Consider the following 16555-nt stretch of genomic DNA (forward strand, 5'->3'; position numbering starts at 1 on the left):
AATAACTCAAGTTCGTGATCTATGTTGCCGAATTGACCTGTTAATTAATCATACAAGTGATATTGATCTTAAAATGAAACTCCAACAAATATATTCATGGTCTTTCTATTTAATCGTTGTTATTCGGTGCTTGTGGTAGTATTTGTTCACTATTTAGAGGAGTGAAGGGTATTATTAACAAGTGGGATATAGCTTGATAGGGTAGTTTTGGTGGGTTTATTTGTATTACATATAAAGTTCTCGTGCTGCCAAAGGCAACACGAGAGGGGAGCATTAACGAGCGAGCTTAAATACCTCGATTATGTCTGCTTTTGAAATAGGTTTAACTCCGGCAATAGAGTCGGTTCCTGGTATCGCAAACATTCGCACTACGTCGTCGGCCATTTCGTCAAATTTTTCATCAGTAATGCCATCGTCTGACAGTTTAATGTACATACCTGTACGCTTTAACCATTCAGTTACTTTCACTGATAATAATTTAGCGGCAACTTGATCATTTTGTTCTGTAACGCCAAAACAGCGACGAGCAAGTTGAGCCCAACGGTCTGGGCGTACATCAGAGAAATACTCAAGATAAGGAGGTATAACTACTGCCATACCACGAGCATGACGCATATCGTAGTGGGCGCTTAGTGGCATTTCGATGGAGTGCATAGGGATAGAACCTAGTCGGCCTAATGCTTGAAAACCAGACCAGCCAAAAATAGAGCAGAGCGCTAACTGGCCTCTAACTTCTAAGTCGTTTGGATTCTCGATAATTTTATCGAAGTTATCGATCAAGTTTAAAATCATACCTTCTGTCATACGGTCAGCAAATGCAGACTCAGCATCACTTGATAAGTAATGTTCAATTAAATGAGAGAAGATATCAATACAGCTTTCAGCAGTAATAAAATCAGGCAATGATGCGTGTAACTCTGGGTCCAAAATGGCCACTTTAGGGATGCGATATTCTGAACGGCTAAAGCTTTTTTCTTTAGTTTCCCAGTTGGTTAATACTCCACCGGCATTACATTCGGAACCAGAAGCCGCAACGGTTGGAATGGAAATAATAGGGAATGCGCCAGTGTATTCACGAGGAACGCGATCACCAAGAACAACATAATCCCAGCTAGAACCACCACTAAAAGAGGTTGCTGCAATATATTTAGAACCATCTATAACGCTGCCACCACCAAGAGCGATCACCAAATCGCACTTTTCGGCATTGAAAATTTCAATCGCCTTGTCAATGGTGTGAGCTCTAGGGTTTGGCTCTATTTCAGTGAATACAACGACTTCGATACCTGCGCTAGCAAGTGAAGAAACAACCGTATCAATAATTGGTGCGAATGTATCGTTGGCTTCGTATGTCGCTAAAAAAGCTTTCTTTCCTAGTCCTTTAGCAACTTGACCTACTTCGGCCAACTTACCTGGGCCATATACTAATTTTGTCGGAAAATTCCAAGCGAAATCTTGCATTTATTGCTCCTCGCAATGCTGTAGAGGCGGAATATTGATGATTACTTCTGCGTACATACGAGTAATAAAGATCAATATATCTTCTCATGCTAATACGGCTGTTCATCTGCGTTATAGCCGTGATATCAGTGTACTGCCTCAGTTTCTGAGTAATTACATGGGTTTATTGTATTAACGGCTAACTTGTAATTGAGCCATCAATAGAAAATCCAATTGTGTTCTTTTTATATATCATAATGTATGACAAATAAAAAGATAGTCCAAATTGCAAAAATTCCGTATTTGCCTGAAAAAATACTAGCGAATAATTGCGCCTTATTAATTAACATTTTGTTTTTACATTGATTTTGGGTTTTGTAATGTTTGTGTAAAATCTTGTCTTCTCTGACGTAGCAGATTTCATTCTTGGTTTTTCTGTAATGAGTCGATATTTATGTCATATTTTATAAATTTGATGCTGTTGTGCGTTACTTGCTAAAAGGTGCGGTTTGAGCGTGGGGCTTTCACGGGTGTTTGTTCGTCAGGCCTTGCTGTGGTTGGCTGTAGGGGGCTTTATTCAGAATCTGAAAAATCACTTCATGTCTTTTGTCTTGCTGTTTTCGTCTATGAATACCACCTAATTGCATAAATAATTATAAAATATGACATGATATTTTTTCGGTCAGCCACCTTGAAATGTAACATTCAATATTTGATTGATGTTATTTGTTAACATTTCCTCTGTAAAAGGAGCAATAAAGAGATCAAGATCTGGTTATTAGCTTGGTCGATGTGACTTTTGTCATGTTTTTATTTCTCTATTATTGCGTCATATTTGTCATACAATATTCTTTGTGTTGAGTTTTAAGATTGTAAAGATAAGGCAGATGATATGAAATCCCTTGATGAAGTGGCTAAAGATGCGGTTGATTTAACGATGCCCGCAATAGCTAAGTTATTTGAACGAACGAACCGGCAAGAGCTTCATATTGTCATTATGAACCCTCAGTTAAAACCATGGGAAGCCTCTTTTGAGGATGCCATTTTATATGAAACGTCTTTAGGAACACCTGAATCTTGGTCAGTTGCCTTTGATCAACTAGCCAGAAACAAAGCCAAGCAAGCTTGGCGCGAATCAACAAGCAACATCCAATTACAAACCCAACATTGTGCCTCGTTGAGAAATGACGACGTTCTGTTTTACGGTTCTTTCGTATACGGAAATGTGGTGGTGGCATGCAGCGGTGTGCAGCAATGGTATGACATGCTAATTAGCGGCTGGATTGCTATCGCAATTGAGCAACTAACGATGCATGAGTACCAAACGGTCAAACTTGATACCCCTACACAAACATATCGAAATCTCGATAAATAAAGGTCTTACTATGAGTAAATTACTTAAAACATTACTGGTTTCAGCTGGAATTTTAGTTTCTGTTAGTTCTATCGCGGCTGAGTATCCGGCGAAAAACATACGTTTAGTTGTCCCATTTGGAGCCGGTGGCGGTACCGATGCGGTTGGCCGTACTCTTGCAAATAGTGCTAAAGATGTATTAGGCAAAAATATCTCTGTGATGAATCGTACTGGTGGTGCGGGCGCAGTGGGAATGAGCTTTGGGGCTCAGCAGAGACCGGATGGTTACACGCTAACTGTGGTGACTCGTGAAATCGCGTCATTACCACAAATGGGCTTAATGCAGCACACTGCTGATGATTTTAAACTGATTCGTTTGGTTAACTTAGATCCAGCAGTAGTTTTGGTTGCTAAAGACAGCCCTTACAACACCATTAATGACCTGATCAAAGAAGCGAAAGAGAACCCAGGTAAAGTGAAGTTTGCATCAACAGCAGCGCCAAACTTTTATTTGATGACGTTAGAAAAAGATCAAAACATCAAGCTAAATGCGATTCCATATAATGGTGCTTCAGAAGCGATTCCTGCCGTACTTGGTCATCATACTGACGTGACTATGGTGACACCTGGTGAAGCCATTGCCCAACTTCGTTCGGGTCAACTTAAGGCGCTGGGCGTGATGTCGGAAGAGCGTATTCAGTACATCCCAGATGTCCCTACGCTAAAAGAGCAAGGTATTGATGTTGTTACGGGAACATGGCGCGGAATTGGTGCACCGAAAGATACACCAGATGCGATCATTAAAACGTTAGGTGAAGCATTTGATGAAGCAATGGCTACAGATGAATTTAAATCCTTTATGGAAAAAGGCGCCATGACTATCCACAATTTAAATGCGGAAGAGTTCACTCGCTTTGTTAATGAAGATACCAAAGCACTAGGAACGTTAATAAACTAAGTTCAGGTATTAAGCTTAGCCAGCTTGGCTAAGCTTTTAAAATATAAATTAGGTAACGCTACATCTATAGCGTTACCTATAAATAATTTGTAAGTTAGGTGAATTCTATGCCAAATAGAAACATCATTTTTCCATCGATTGTTATCCTTTTCAGCGCGTTAGCATTTGCTGTCACGACTCAATTTGATGAACCTATGTATCAAGATGCCAGTGTGGATGCGAAGTTCTTCCCTATGGTTATCTCCATCGCCTTAATCGTTATTAGCTTCATCTTGCTGGTTCAAAGCAAACTGGAGAAGTCGAGCGCAGAGCAGCAAGCGATCATGTCAAAAATGGCACTGTTTGGTGTGGCTTTTTTGATTGGCTATGCGTTGTTGATCAGTGTGGTCGGTTACCTTTTAGCAAGCCTTTCTGCATTCATTTTTTATTTGCTCTTTTTCAGAATTAAAAAGCCTCTCTACTATCTGGTCGCTGTCGTATTTGTTTTGCTTGTTTACTATTTATTTGGAGAAGTATTTTACATCTCCTTACCTCAAGCCATCTGGGCATAGGAGACTAATATGTTTGAATATTTGCTCGATGGCTTAATGACCGCCGTTAGCCCTGCGGTTTTGCCTGTACTTTTCTTTGGCGTATTGGGTGGCATCATTCTCGGAGCTTTACCTGGACTGACGGCGACGATGGGGGTGGCGATTCTACTGCCGTTTACGTTTGGTATGGATGCAACTCCCGCACTGGTCATGCTCATTGGTGTATACATCGGTGGTATTTATGGGGGGTCAATTGCTGCTATTTTATTGAAAACTCCCGGAACACCTGCATCCGCGGCATCTGTATTAGACGGTCATACCCTAACAGTTAAGGGACAAGCCGCTAGAGCGTTGAGTATATCAGCGGTCGCATCATTTGTTGGCGGGCTGATCAGTACCATCATTCTGATCGCGATTGCGCCAAAATTGGCGACGTTTGCATTACGTTTTAATGCCCCTGAATATTTTGCGTTGGCACTTTTTGGTTTAACAATTATTGCGAGTGTCTCTTCAAAAAACATATTCAAAGGCTTACTGGCAGGTTGTGTTGGTTTACTTGTCTCGACAATCGGACTTGATCCTATTAGTAGTGTGCCTAGGTTTACGTTTGGCATTATGGATCTCTATAGTGGTGTCAATGTTATTCCGGTATTAATCGGGCTATTTGCATTATCTGAAGCGTTAAATCAACTTGAAAAAATAGTGTCAGAGAAAAAGGTTAAGGCAGTAAAATTTGATCACAAATTACTGAGCAAAAGTGATTTAAAAGAGATGATGCCAACCGCCATCAAGAGTGGCTTGATGGGAACCACCATTGGGTCGGTACCAGGTGCCGGCGCGGATATCTCGGCTTTTGTTTGTTACAACGAAGCGAAACGTTCATCGAAGAACCCAGAAGAGTTCGGCCAAGGGTCAGTGCGTGGATTAGCATCGGCTGAAGCGGGCAATAATGGCGTCACGGGTGGAGCACTTGTACCATTGCTGACTTTAGGTGTTCCCGGTGATGCGGTTGCGGCGGTATTACTTGGCGCGCTTATTGTGCAAGGTTTAACACCCGGTCCGTTGCTGTTTGCCCAAAACCCGGACGTTGTCTACGGGGTGTTCAGCTCTATGCTTGTTGCTAACATCATTATGTTGGTCATAGGTTTGATCGGTATTCGATTCTTCTGTCGTATAGTTGAAGCACCAAAAATGTTGATGATTCCTATTATTATATTTTTGTCAGTTATTGGTGCCTATGCCATTAATAATTCAATGTTTGATGTGGGAATTGCTATTGGATTTGGACTTCTTGGTTTTGTATTTAATAAATTAGATGTGCCTTCGTCACCTATTTTATTAGCTATCATTCTTGGCCCGATGGCGGAAACAAACTTAAGAAAATCATTGCTCATGTTTGACGGCAGTTGGTCATTTCTTTATGAACGACCAATCGCGCTAGGCTTTATTTTACTGGCCGTTTTCTCTGTTTACTCAACGATGAAAATGAAGAAAAAGCAAGCCAGAAAAGAGGGCTAACGATGACATTGTTCGTTATGGGACCGTCTTTGTTATAACAAAGCTTATCAACTGTAAATGCTCAACGTAAAGTTGGGCATTTTTTTATTGAAACAATACAGCAATAGTTATTGGCTCATTTTATATAGTTGACCAAATGTCGTGCTGTTATTGGGTTGCAGACGCTTGTTGATCGCTAACAGTAACTCCGCGGTAGATACTGCATCTGCCAGTGCGTTATGGCTATTGTATTCAGGCAGATTATAACGTTGACGAACACCTGATAAAGTGAGGTCAAGATCATCATCTTGGTTAATCGCTTTGGCGCGCTTTTTTTCAATACATAATGTGTCGATCCAAATCAGTGGCGCATTAGGTAGGTGAAAAGAGTGCTCCAGATAATGGTTCATAAAGTTTGCTTCAACTGCGCAAGCATGGGCCACAATAATCTTCCCTTTTGCGGCTTGAAAAAAAGTGTTCATCGCGTCATGAATGGAGACGCCTTCAGCCAACATTTGCGGAGTAATATGGTTAATGACGGCTGTCTGCGGGTTTATCTGAGAGGCGTCGTTAATATAGATATGTTGCGCCGTGAGCAAGTCGATTTTTCCTTGGCTTATTGTCACCCACCCCATAGAGAGGATGAGGTCTTGCTTGCTATCCAGACCTGTCGTCTCAAAGTCCAGCACAATATAATCGAGATCCATGGCAATATCAGCGATGTTAGGAATCGGCTGCTGGATAAGTTGAGAAATAACATTGGGCAGAGGGAGTGATGAATGGTAAGCCTCTCGTCGACGTTTTATTCGTTCTAAAGGATGGAAGTAGCTAAGTAAGTTGATCATTGGTTTTTCTCATCACTGATAGTTTGTTTGCCCGATGTTGCTGTTCATTTGTTGAAAGTCATTTAATGATATTCACTTGCTGTTATTTAGCGGTTAGTTACACCTTGGTGCTCGATTTGCTGAGTCGAATCATCGGCTAAATCGTATTTTTGCCGCTTCTTGAAGGTCGGCAATAATTCTAAATGCGTCTTTTAAATGTTTACGCTCAAAGCTGCCGAACCGATCGGGATTGATATGGTTATCAGGTTTATTTCCCTGCTTTAACGCTTCGAGCTGGTGGCTGAAGCGAAAAGACAAAATAAATTGGTAGGCTCCAGTTATGTTTTTGAAAGCATCCTCACTCAATACACCCTGCTGTTTAGCTGCGTTGAAGCGTTCACCGGTCGCACTGAGATCTGATTCGACAGCGAGACCATAGATTCGAGCCAAATCGATGATTAAGTTGATGGCGTATTTTTTAATATTTAATGTCTTATTATTTTCTCCTGACTTCTCCAGCACCAAACTATTAAAAATGCCTAAAGGAGGATGCGTATTGACTGCGTCCTTAACCAAGATACTGAGAAACTCACGATTGGAGCGAATATTGCTGTGCATTGCATTTCTCAGCTCTGTTTCATACTCTCGGTTGCCATAGAGCGAACGGATCTCCAAGAAGACACTAATATTTAGCAGACACTGGTATTCCGGATTGGCCACCCATTTCTTATAGTAGAGTTTCCACACCGCTAACGTTTGACACCATTTAGGCGTAACCGCCATGAACTTTCCGGGGCAGAGAGGATAGTGACAGTTCGCCAGACCTTTCGTTACAATCGTTGCCAATTGATTGAAATAGAGTCGATCTTGCTCGGTCGCATTATCATCAAGAACGATGGCATTGTCTTGGTCAGAGAGCATATGAACCTCATTTCTAGCGTGCGATCCCGCTACTATCCAACTGAAGTCACATGGCGGAGGCCCTAGCTGATCAATGGCAAATTGGATAAGACGTCGAGTATAGGCATCCATTATCATTGTCATCACTTTTCCAATGGTCTCAGGCGAGACTCTGCCTTCTACCAATGCTTCAAATATAGCCTGACGCTCAGCGGTGAAACTGGTTAGGGATGCTATGGAGTTGGCGTATTTTATTTTTTCGATCAGGAAAATAGCTTGAACACGATGATTTTGTACCAAGTGAGTAGTGGTGAGTAATCCAACCACTTGATTATTTTTGATGACTGGTAGATTACGAATATTGAACTGCATCATCATTGAAGCCGCATGGAGCACAAGGTCATCTGGTGCGATTGTGAGCGGTGAGTGCGTCATTACCTCAGAAATAGGTTTATCTGTCGCGACGTTATGCGCGATGACACGTTTGGTCATATCACGGTCGGTTACTAAGCCAACGATCTTTTCATCCTCATAGACCACAGCGCAGGAAGAGCGTTGAATCACTCGCATTTCATGCGCTACGGCTTGGATTGTTTGGTTAGCGGTAACAACGGCCACTCTGCCACTCGCCACCTCTTCCACTCGTTTAATGAATAGCCCTTTTTCTTTATTGGACCAAACCACATCAAGTGCCGACTGCAAACGCACCTGCGCTTGAGAGGCAAAATGTTCCGCGCAATCGGGAAACTGGATGAGCAGTTCTTGCAATGCGGAGTGAGGAATGAGATAGAGCAGGGTGTTTTCGATAGCCGTGGCGTGATAGCCATCCGCAGGAGCAGTGTCTGAGTTTAGAAAGGTAAAACCAAATAAATCTTCTGGCCCGAGTTTGGCTCGCAGCACGCCATCAGTTTTACGCTGTTCCATGGAGCCCGTACGGATAATATAAAGTGATTTTTGCTGACCTGGAGTACAAAAATCAATCACTTCTCCTTTTGCAAGGTAGGTTATTTTAATCTGCGAAGCCAATTGCCGAATGGCAGATTTTGGAATTTTATCAAACGGATCAACTTGACCGATAAACTGGATAATATTAGGTAATAGTGAATGGGTCATAATAGATAACCATGATCTGTTGATTATTTGTATTATTATATAATGTAACTGAATTGTGATTAGGAAGGAAATAATTTTTAGATGGGTATTGGTGAGTCAATGAACAGAATAAAAAAAGCACACCGAGGTGGTGTGCTTTTCGCTAAACGGTATAAATTAAGTCTATTACTCTTCGGGTAATCTGTGCTTTGAAGCAAGCAAATGATCCGCTGATGCTTGACGTGCTTTGTCACCATTTCCTGCCATGATGGCATCGTAAATATGTCGATGCTCATTGATGCAGGTGCTGCCTTCTTCTGAAGAGTGGGCAATAAAGTTAACGAACATGGTGGTTAAAATATTGCCGAACGGTAGATAAAAGTCATTTCCAGTGGCATTGAAAATTTGACTATGGAAGCGGGTATCTACTTCCATCCACTTTTCTTGATCAAACTCTGAAGCCTCTGCAATTTCTACCATTGCTTGAAATGTCTCTGACAACTCAATGCGTTGTTCTGCTGTAGCAAATTTCGCGGCGAGGGCACACGCCTCTGGTTCTATTGCGCGACGAAGTCCTAAAAATTGATGACAAAATTCATCAGGATCGGCCAGACCATCCATCCACTCAATTAATTGAGGATCTAGAAAGTTCCAATAAGCGCGATTAATCACTCGCGTGCCTACTTTAGGTTTTGATTCCAATAGCCCTTTGGAGGTGAGCAGTTTTACTGCCTCACGTAGTGCTGTCCGACTAATGCCAAATTGTTCACACAGCGCCATTTCTCCGGGAAGTATAGAACCTTGGGCAAGCTCTCCAGATAAAATACCACGCGCTATTTCACGGGCAACTTGCACGTGAAGGCTACGTCTTGAACCTGAAATGGAACTGAATTCATTGGCCATAGTTATACTTATCTTTCGTTATAAATGTATTATTTAAGAACGATACTATCACTGAACAGTGCTAACACCAAATGAACATTACCTCATTAGTCTACTCTCTCACACCTTTATTTCGCTGATATAAGAGGGCCTTTTCCCGTCCGTCACGGGTTTTTGCTCTTTAATGGTCTTTTTTGTAATACAATTAAGCTCAAAATGACACTTAATAAGGTGATTTTCGTCACATTATTGCGCCTAATTTAACAGATTAAGTCGAGAATAGGCTTTTTTCGCTTGTGTATAAAAAGTGGTATTGTATTATTATTTAAAGTGTAAAAAACGATAGGTAGATTCTAATGTTTAACGATTTAAAAAATAAACGAGTTCTTATTACAGGTTCTACAGCTGGTATGGGGCTGGCCACAGCTCGAGTATTTGCAAAATATGGTGCCAAGATTGGTATAAACAGCCATATTGCAGGTGCTGAAGTAGAGAGCGCTCTTGCTGAGTTAAAAGAGCTAGGTGGTGATGTCGCTTTCTTCCAAGCTAACCTTATGGAAACATCAGAGTGTAATAAGCTGGTAACGGAATTTACCGATCATTTTGGTGGCTTAGACATCCTCATTAATAACGCAGGCGGTCTTGGCGGACGTGAAAATTTAGAAAACATCGATGATGAATTTTACGAGCGTGTTATGAATCTCAATGCGCGTTCTGCATTAATGACGACAAAGTTCGCCATTCCTTTCTTACGTGCATCAGCGGCTGAATCGGGTGAAACATCTTGTGTGATCAGTACGGGCTCTATCGCGGCACGTGAAGGCGGCGGTGTAGGCGCTGGTATTTATGCGGCATCTAAAGCTTGGTTACATGATATTCACCGTAACTGGGTAAAAGAGTTCACCAAAGATAATATCCGCTTCAATATTGTATCGCCTGGCACTATCGATACTGCCTTCCATGATGGTAAGTCAGACGAACTAAGAGCAACAATCTCTGGCACCATTCCAATGGGCCGTTTTGGTCGCATTGACGAAGTCGCTCCTTCGTTTGCTTTCTTTGCGTCTCATGCCTGCGCAGGTTATGTCACTGGGCAAATATTGGATGTGAACGGCGGACAGATGGCACCGTAGTATTGCGTGTACAGTCAACTATGCTAGATCAACCGCTCCAATTAAAAGCCAGATTTATGTATCTGGCTTTTAATTTATGAGCCTCAAGCATACTTGACATCATACTTACCTATACGAGAGGCACACCATGGCAACATTTTTATCTGTAGCAGGTTCTAGCCGAAAGATTCATGTTCAAGTAGCAAGACAAATTGCTCGAAAAATATTATCAGCCGAGATACTGCCAAATGAGAAATTACCCAGCGAAATAGAGCTGTGTGAGTTATTTGGAGTCAGCCGCACCGCATTAAGAGAATCCACCAAACTTTTGTCTGCCAAAGGGTTAATTGAATCTAAACCAAAAGTTGGCACAACGGTTCGTCCTCGAAAATGCTGGCAATTTCTCGACCCACAACTCTTAGAATGGATCCAAGACCTCGACAATACCCAACCTTTTCTGGCTCAGTTTTTGGGTTTGCGAAGAGCAATAGAACCCGAAGCGTGTGCATTGGCTGCGGTCAATGCTACTGCAGAGCATCGCAAACTTTTATCTATTTATTTTCAAGAGATGAGTATGGCGGCAGAGCGAATGGATTACCAAGAGTGGACACAGTACGACCACTTGTTTCATCAGGCTATTTTCCTTGCGACAGGGAATCAGTTCTATATTCCATTTAGCAATATTCTCTCTACTATTTTTAAGCAATTTATTGACCATGCGGCAGAAGGTGGGCGTTTCTGTTTAGCCGAACATCAAGCTATATACAACGCCATTATGCTTGGCAACAAAGCCGATGCGAAGAAGGCATCACAATTATTATTGGGGCAGCATAATCAGAAGATAGCGTTAGCGACCGACTATTAAATGCAATGGTCTTTAATATCAATCACTGCTTATCAATATTTACCAATGCTCAAGACATCTTGGTATCTGCATTAAATTAGGACGTGGCGTGTTTTCTCAATCTCATAACTGCAAGAGTCTGTATATCCGCAAAAATCTATCTTTGGCTTGGCCGCTAGCATTGAATGCACTGCTTATGCAGTCGATGTTAATGATAGACACCCTATTAATCTCTCCGTTAGGGGAAGTGTCACTTGCGGCGATGGGGATAGCAACAACCATTGTCGCCTTTGTCCTCGGCATTCAGATGGCTTTAGCCAATGGTACACAGTTGGTTTTAAGCCGTTCAGTTGGTTCAGGCAGTTCGCTTGCTTTGAATCGAAGCTTTTGCTCAGGGCTTTTTATCAATGTCATTATCGCGATATTTTTTTGCTTGATGATCAGTGCGTTTAATCAGGAATTAATATCTGCGTTAACAGATGATGTTGAGCTTCATCAGGAAATTAATGCCTATCTTTCTATCAGTAAGTACCTTGTTTTGTTTAACGCAGTTACACAGGTTGTAATTGCTTTTTTTAATGCACGCGGTCGAACTCGAGTGCCATTTAAGGGGTACTTAATTGAGCTACCCATTAACATCGTATGTTCCTATTTGCTGATTTATGGCGTGAATGATTTCTCCGGATTAGGGCTGCAAGGCGCGGCGATAGGAAGTGTGGTTGCGATAGTCGTTAGGATGGCGTATCTGCTTTCGTGTATAAAATTTGATGATAGCGCTAAGGTGTCATTGCCAGCGCCTAGCCCTGCTGTTATCGAAAACATGCTTTATCATTTTAAGGAAATTTTTCCCGTTGCGGCTAATGTCACCATGCTGCAAATTGGCGCAACAATTTATCAGCTTTTATATTCGCAACTTACCATTCACTCCTATGTGGCGATTACGTTGATCATGCCATGGATACGAGCAGGCACGCAGTTTATTACTGCTTGGGCTCATTCGTCAGCAATTACTATTAGCCAAGCGATTGGCTCGAAGAAACTGCAAGATTTAAATAAGAATGTTGATGTCAGTATCGATATCGCGGTGGTTATTTCGTGTCTTTCTGCGGTTTTCTTTCTTGTGTTAAGTTTGTTTTTATCTTCAATATATCCGGAGTTAGATGATGCCACTTATCAGGCATTAACGGTTATTGCTCCTCTCTATATTCTCTTACCCGTGGTTCGTGGCTACAACACCGTTCATGGTCATATCTTGCGGGCTCTTGGTAAAACCACGGATGTATTTAAAATCAATTTTACTGGCCAGTGGCTCATTGCAATTCCGTTATGCGCACTAGTGATCTTGGTTTTTGATGGTTCAATTTTCTGGGCATTTGCCATACAACCATTGGAGGAGATAGTTAAAGCATGGCCGTTTCGTCGCTTGGCTCGAAAATCCCTCGCAGAGTTTGATGGCAACAAAGCGAATCATCTAATGTACGATTAAGTTATCGAGCCATAATTGGTATCACATGAGAATCACTACATAGACTTAAGCCATTGAACAAACTGCCCTAAAGCTTCATACCAAGCAGTCGTTGTTTGGGCGAGCAACCCGCCATGAGGAAGGTAATAGTTCCACGTTTTCTCTTTATCTGAGTTCTTTACCCAATAGCCAGTAGGCGCGGGTATCGGATCTAACCCTTGCGACTTAAAGTAGTTCATGGCGCGAGGCATATGTGAAGCATTGGTGATTAGGATAACATCGGCGTCTTTAACCATTGGATAAATACGTTTTGCTTCTTCTTCGGTGTCTCTAGAAGAGCCATCCGCAAGAATAGCTTGTTGGGGGACGCCAAGTAACATTAATGCTTGTTTTACTTTTTCCGCATTCGTCACCGAGTCGTATCCGGCATAGCCTGAGGTGATGATTTTTGCGTTTGGATGCAAATTGTAAATTCGTAGCGCTTCTACTGAACGCTCTAATGAACAGACGCCCAATTGGCTGGTTACCGGCAGTGATGGCGAGCTTATGTGCCCACAACCCAATACCACGATGTAATCAATATTAGGGACCTTATTTAAGTAGGCGGGGTACTCATTTTCCAGTTGGGTCATAACTCGATTTGAGACAGGTGGTAATGTTGCTAAAAGCAATAGTGTGGTTGCCATGACTAAGCTAAAGAGGCTCAGTTTAGGTTTAAACCGATGAAGTAAAATAGCGGTCAAAAGAAGCAGAGATATTATGGTTATAGGCATGACTGAAACAGTAATGACCTTTTTAAGAAGAAATAGAACCATGGGTAATAACTACACTATAAGTAAAAATAGGCTTGATGATTTACATCAATAAGCTAGGTGAATGTTTATTCTACTACAATCTGGTAAAACTTACTTTTTGAATGATGGCTTTGAGTCTTGTCTTTCGCTAAGGCTTAGTGTTGGACGTGAAATTGTTTTTGAACGAAAGTTCAATTACACTTTGATGAGATGCGTAATTGAATCATTGGAAACAGAGTTATTCATGGTAAATAAGATAAAGTTCAACCGAGATGATGTGATAGCGAAAGCCACAAACCTATATTGGGAAAAGGGCTTTAATGGTACTTCTATGCGAAACCTACAAGATACGATAGATCTTCGCCCTGGTAGCATCTACTCTGCTTTTGGTAGCAAAGAAGAGTTGTTTAAACAGTCGCTGTCCCACTATGCAGAGCTCGGCCAACGTCAGTTATCGCTCTGTCTACAAGACACAGACTCTATTGTTGAAGGCTTGATGTTGTTTACTCAAAGGCTGGTTGTTAACTCTCAGAAAGAGAGCCCAAATGGCATGTGTATGTTGCAAAAAACCGTTGCTGAACTAACCGATGATCAAGCTGAACTTTTAGCGTTTGCACAGCAGTTAATGCAAAAGATGGAGCGAAAGTTTGCTGCTCTACTAAAACAGGCGATTGATAATGGGGAACTCGCCAGTGATAAAGATCCTGCCAGACTAGCACGTCATCTACAAATTCAGATTTTAGGACTTAGAAATTACGCCAGAGTGAATCGAGGAAACATAAATCAAGATGAACTGTCGGATTTAGTAAAAGGCATTTTTGTTCAGTCTCCTTTTTAAACCATGCTTTTCTACCAATCTCTAATCGACCAAAATCAGCCATGAGGTATCAACTCTGGCTGTCGATTATCGTTTCAACCCCATCGCTTAATTCACAATCGAATAACTAATAATATAATAATTGAACGATTGGTCAAAATTGATATTGAGCGATCGTTCAAATTGTTCTATAGTGATTTAAAGTCAACACTGAGCCACCGTATTTACCACTATTAAAGTGCCTCGAATCAACGAGTTCACGGTGTCATTTAAATCATTACAGGGAGTTATTCATGCTTAAGTTCTTTTTTCATCAAACCCCAAACCCAATGAAGGTAGCGCTGTTTCTAGCGGAAACAGATTTACCGTTTGAGCTTGTTGCTGTGGATACTCTAAAGGGTGAGCAACATTCAGCGGAATACCGCGCTATCAATCCAAATGGAAAACTACCTGCTATCCTAGATAATGGTGTTCGAGTGTTTGATTCCAATGCGATCTTGCTTTATTTATCTGAGAAGACAGGTCAGCTGACGGGAAAAGCGGAAGAGCGTGCTGAGCTGTTGTCGTGGATGATGTTTATAGCGTCAGGGCTTGGGCCTTTTTCGGGACAGTCAGTGCACTTTCATCATGCTGCTCCGGAGTCGATTTCCTATGCAAAAAATCGTTATTTGCGTGAGGCACAACGTCACTACGAAGTATTAGACATACATCTAGAAGGGCGTGATTATATTGTTGGTGAACAACTGACTATTGCTGACATTGCAGCGTGGGGATGGATAGATAAAGTGAAGCCAGTGTTAGGTGATGATGATTTACAATCATATCCAAACTTGCAACGTTGGTTTGACCGAATTAACAGCCGTCCTGCAGTGGCAGTGGCACGAAATATTGCCAACGGCGTTGACTTTAAATCTTCGGTTGATGATGAAAGTAAGCGTGCACTATTTCCATCGAACTTCCCGAAACAGAAGCGTGGACAGTAGGCTAGGGTGGTCAGCCAGCAGTTTTCATTTTTGCATGTAGCGTAAAGAGAACAATTAGCCGTTATTCTATCTGTTGGTTTGCTACTTTTATTTAAAGAGCAATCGCCATTATACGGATTACATCAGTGATGTGTTGTGAAGTAATCAGCTCAGTCTGTAGACTCATCACATCAATTTGAACAAAGGAATAAATTATGAGTGATAAGCAGTATCAACCGCCAAAAGTTTGGCAAAACGAACCGAGTAGTGGTAACCAATGGGCGAACATAAACCGACCTGAATCAGGTGCAAGGTTTGAGCGTGAATTGCCAGTGGGTGAGCACTCACTACAGCTATATTCCCTTGGAACGCCTAACGGTCAAAAAGTAACGATTTTGCTGGAAGAGCTATTAGCTCTCGGGATTAAAGAAGCAGAATATGATGCATTTTTAATTAATATTGGCGAGTCAGATCAGTTCTCTTCCGGTTTTGTCGGTGTGAACCCTAACTCTAAAATCCCTGCTTTAGTTGATAAAACCGGTGATGATGCGGTAAACGTGTTTGAGTCTGCTTCTATTCTTGTTCACTTGGCGGAGAAGTTTGATCAGTTTTTACCAAAAAGCGGCCCGGCAAGAACTCAAACGTTCAACTGGCTATTTTGGGCACAGGGTTCTGCTCCATTTTTAGGAGGAGGGTTTGGTCACTTTTATGCCTATGCTGATGAAAAACTGGAATACCCAATTAATCGTTTTGCGATGGAAGCTAAACGCCAATTGGATGTTCTGGACAAACAACTGGCGCAAAATACCTATGTATCTGGTGAAGAATATACCATTGCCGACATGGCTATTTGGCCTTGGTATGGCAACCTAGTATTAGGCAAACTATACAATGCAGCGGAGTTTTTGCAGGTAGAGTCTTATACCAATGTTGTGCGTTGGGCAAAACAGCTCGAAGCGCGTGAAGCGGTGCAGCGAGGTCGTATTGTGAATCGTTCATTTGGCGAACCGTCAGAGCAAGTACCTGAACGTCATTCTGCGCAAGATATAGATAAGGTTCTAAACTTGCGCTCTTAACGGCACTG

The 16555-nt window shown here is 41.8% G+C and carries 15 protein-coding genes; 10 read left to right on the forward strand and 5 right to left on the reverse strand.

Annotated elements, in window-relative coordinates:
- Positions 1 to 273: 273 nt before the first annotated feature.
- A complete protein-coding gene (locus tag F0227_RS02110; protein WP_171751509.1) occupies positions 274 to 1461 on the reverse strand; it encodes an iron-containing alcohol dehydrogenase in 1188 nt (395 codons plus the stop codon).
- Between the two features lie 871 nt (positions 1462 to 2332).
- Between F0227_RS02110 and F0227_RS02115 the strand changes: the two genes are divergently transcribed.
- From F0227_RS02115 to F0227_RS02130, 4 genes are all read left to right on the forward strand, one after another.
- Positions 2333 to 2815 (forward strand): hypothetical protein, encoded by a 483-nt coding sequence (locus F0227_RS02115; RefSeq protein ID WP_171751510.1) that lies wholly within the window; start codon positions 2333 to 2335, stop codon positions 2813 to 2815.
- 10 nt (positions 2816 to 2825) lie between these two features.
- Complete coding sequence (locus tag F0227_RS02120) at positions 2826 to 3752, forward strand: tripartite tricarboxylate transporter substrate binding protein (RefSeq protein ID WP_171751511.1); 927 nt, start codon at positions 2826 to 2828, stop codon at positions 3750 to 3752.
- A 107-nt stretch (positions 3753 to 3859) separates the two neighbouring features.
- The gene (locus F0227_RS02125) at positions 3860 to 4303 is read left to right on the forward strand and encodes a tripartite tricarboxylate transporter TctB family protein (protein WP_171751512.1); all 444 of its coding nucleotides are present in this window, start codon (positions 3860 to 3862) and stop codon (positions 4301 to 4303) included.
- A gap of 9 nt (positions 4304 to 4312) precedes the next feature.
- Positions 4313 to 5800 (forward strand): tripartite tricarboxylate transporter permease, encoded by a 1488-nt coding sequence (locus tag F0227_RS02130; RefSeq protein WP_171751513.1) that lies wholly within the window; start codon positions 4313 to 4315, stop codon positions 5798 to 5800.
- 107 nt (positions 5801 to 5907) lie between these two features.
- On the opposite strand, the gene F0227_RS02135 is transcribed toward F0227_RS02130, so the two are convergent.
- The 3 genes from F0227_RS02135 to F0227_RS02145 form a co-directional block, all read right to left on the reverse strand.
- A complete protein-coding gene (locus tag F0227_RS02135; RefSeq protein WP_171751514.1) occupies positions 5908 to 6624 on the reverse strand; it encodes a 3'-5' exonuclease in 717 nt (238 codons plus the stop codon).
- A 129-nt stretch (positions 6625 to 6753) separates the two neighbouring features.
- Positions 6754 to 8616: a putative nucleotidyltransferase substrate binding domain-containing protein gene (locus F0227_RS02140; RefSeq protein WP_171751515.1), complete on the reverse strand. Its 1863-nt coding sequence runs from the start codon at positions 8614 to 8616 to the stop codon at positions 6754 to 6756.
- A gap of 165 nt (positions 8617 to 8781) precedes the next feature.
- A complete protein-coding gene (locus tag F0227_RS02145; RefSeq protein WP_171751516.1) occupies positions 8782 to 9498 on the reverse strand; it encodes a FadR/GntR family transcriptional regulator in 717 nt (238 codons plus the stop codon).
- A gap of 335 nt (positions 9499 to 9833) precedes the next feature.
- Between F0227_RS02145 and F0227_RS02150 the strand changes: the two genes are divergently transcribed.
- From F0227_RS02150 to F0227_RS02160, 3 genes are all read left to right on the forward strand, one after another.
- A complete protein-coding gene (locus F0227_RS02150; RefSeq protein WP_171751517.1) occupies positions 9834 to 10610 on the forward strand; it encodes an SDR family NAD(P)-dependent oxidoreductase in 777 nt (258 codons plus the stop codon).
- A gap of 127 nt (positions 10611 to 10737) precedes the next feature.
- Positions 10738 to 11454, forward strand: a complete 717-nt coding sequence (locus F0227_RS02155; protein ID WP_171751518.1) for a FadR/GntR family transcriptional regulator — start codon at positions 10738 to 10740, stop codon at positions 11452 to 11454.
- A gap of 118 nt (positions 11455 to 11572) precedes the next feature.
- Positions 11573 to 12919 (forward strand): MATE family efflux transporter, encoded by a 1347-nt coding sequence (locus tag F0227_RS02160; protein ID WP_301338341.1) that lies wholly within the window; start codon positions 11573 to 11575, stop codon positions 12917 to 12919.
- A 35-nt stretch (positions 12920 to 12954) separates the two neighbouring features.
- On the opposite strand, the gene F0227_RS02165 is transcribed toward F0227_RS02160, so the two are convergent.
- The gene (locus F0227_RS02165) at positions 12955 to 13584 is read right to left on the reverse strand and encodes an ElyC/SanA/YdcF family protein (RefSeq protein ID WP_216613302.1); all 630 of its coding nucleotides are present in this window, start codon (positions 13582 to 13584) and stop codon (positions 12955 to 12957) included.
- A gap of 352 nt (positions 13585 to 13936) precedes the next feature.
- Between F0227_RS02165 and F0227_RS02170 the strand changes: the two genes are divergently transcribed.
- The 3 genes from F0227_RS02170 to yghU all read left to right on the forward strand — a co-directional run bounded on the left by F0227_RS02170 (position 13937) and on the right by yghU (position 16547).
- Positions 13937 to 14530, forward strand: coding sequence for a TetR/AcrR family transcriptional regulator (locus F0227_RS02170; protein ID WP_171751520.1), 594 nt, complete (start codon positions 13937 to 13939; stop codon positions 14528 to 14530).
- A gap of 272 nt (positions 14531 to 14802) precedes the next feature.
- Complete coding sequence (locus F0227_RS02175) at positions 14803 to 15492, forward strand: glutathione S-transferase family protein (protein WP_171751521.1); 690 nt, start codon at positions 14803 to 14805, stop codon at positions 15490 to 15492.
- 194 nt (positions 15493 to 15686) lie between these two features.
- Positions 15687 to 16547, forward strand: a complete 861-nt coding sequence (yghU, locus tag F0227_RS02180; protein WP_171751522.1) for a glutathione-dependent disulfide-bond oxidoreductase — start codon at positions 15687 to 15689, stop codon at positions 16545 to 16547.
- Positions 16548 to 16555: the final 8 nt, after the last annotated feature.

The sequence above is a fragment of the Vibrio sp. 99-8-1 genome, from assembly GCF_013114595.1.
GTDB lineage: Bacteria > Pseudomonadota > Gammaproteobacteria > Enterobacterales > Vibrionaceae > Vibrio.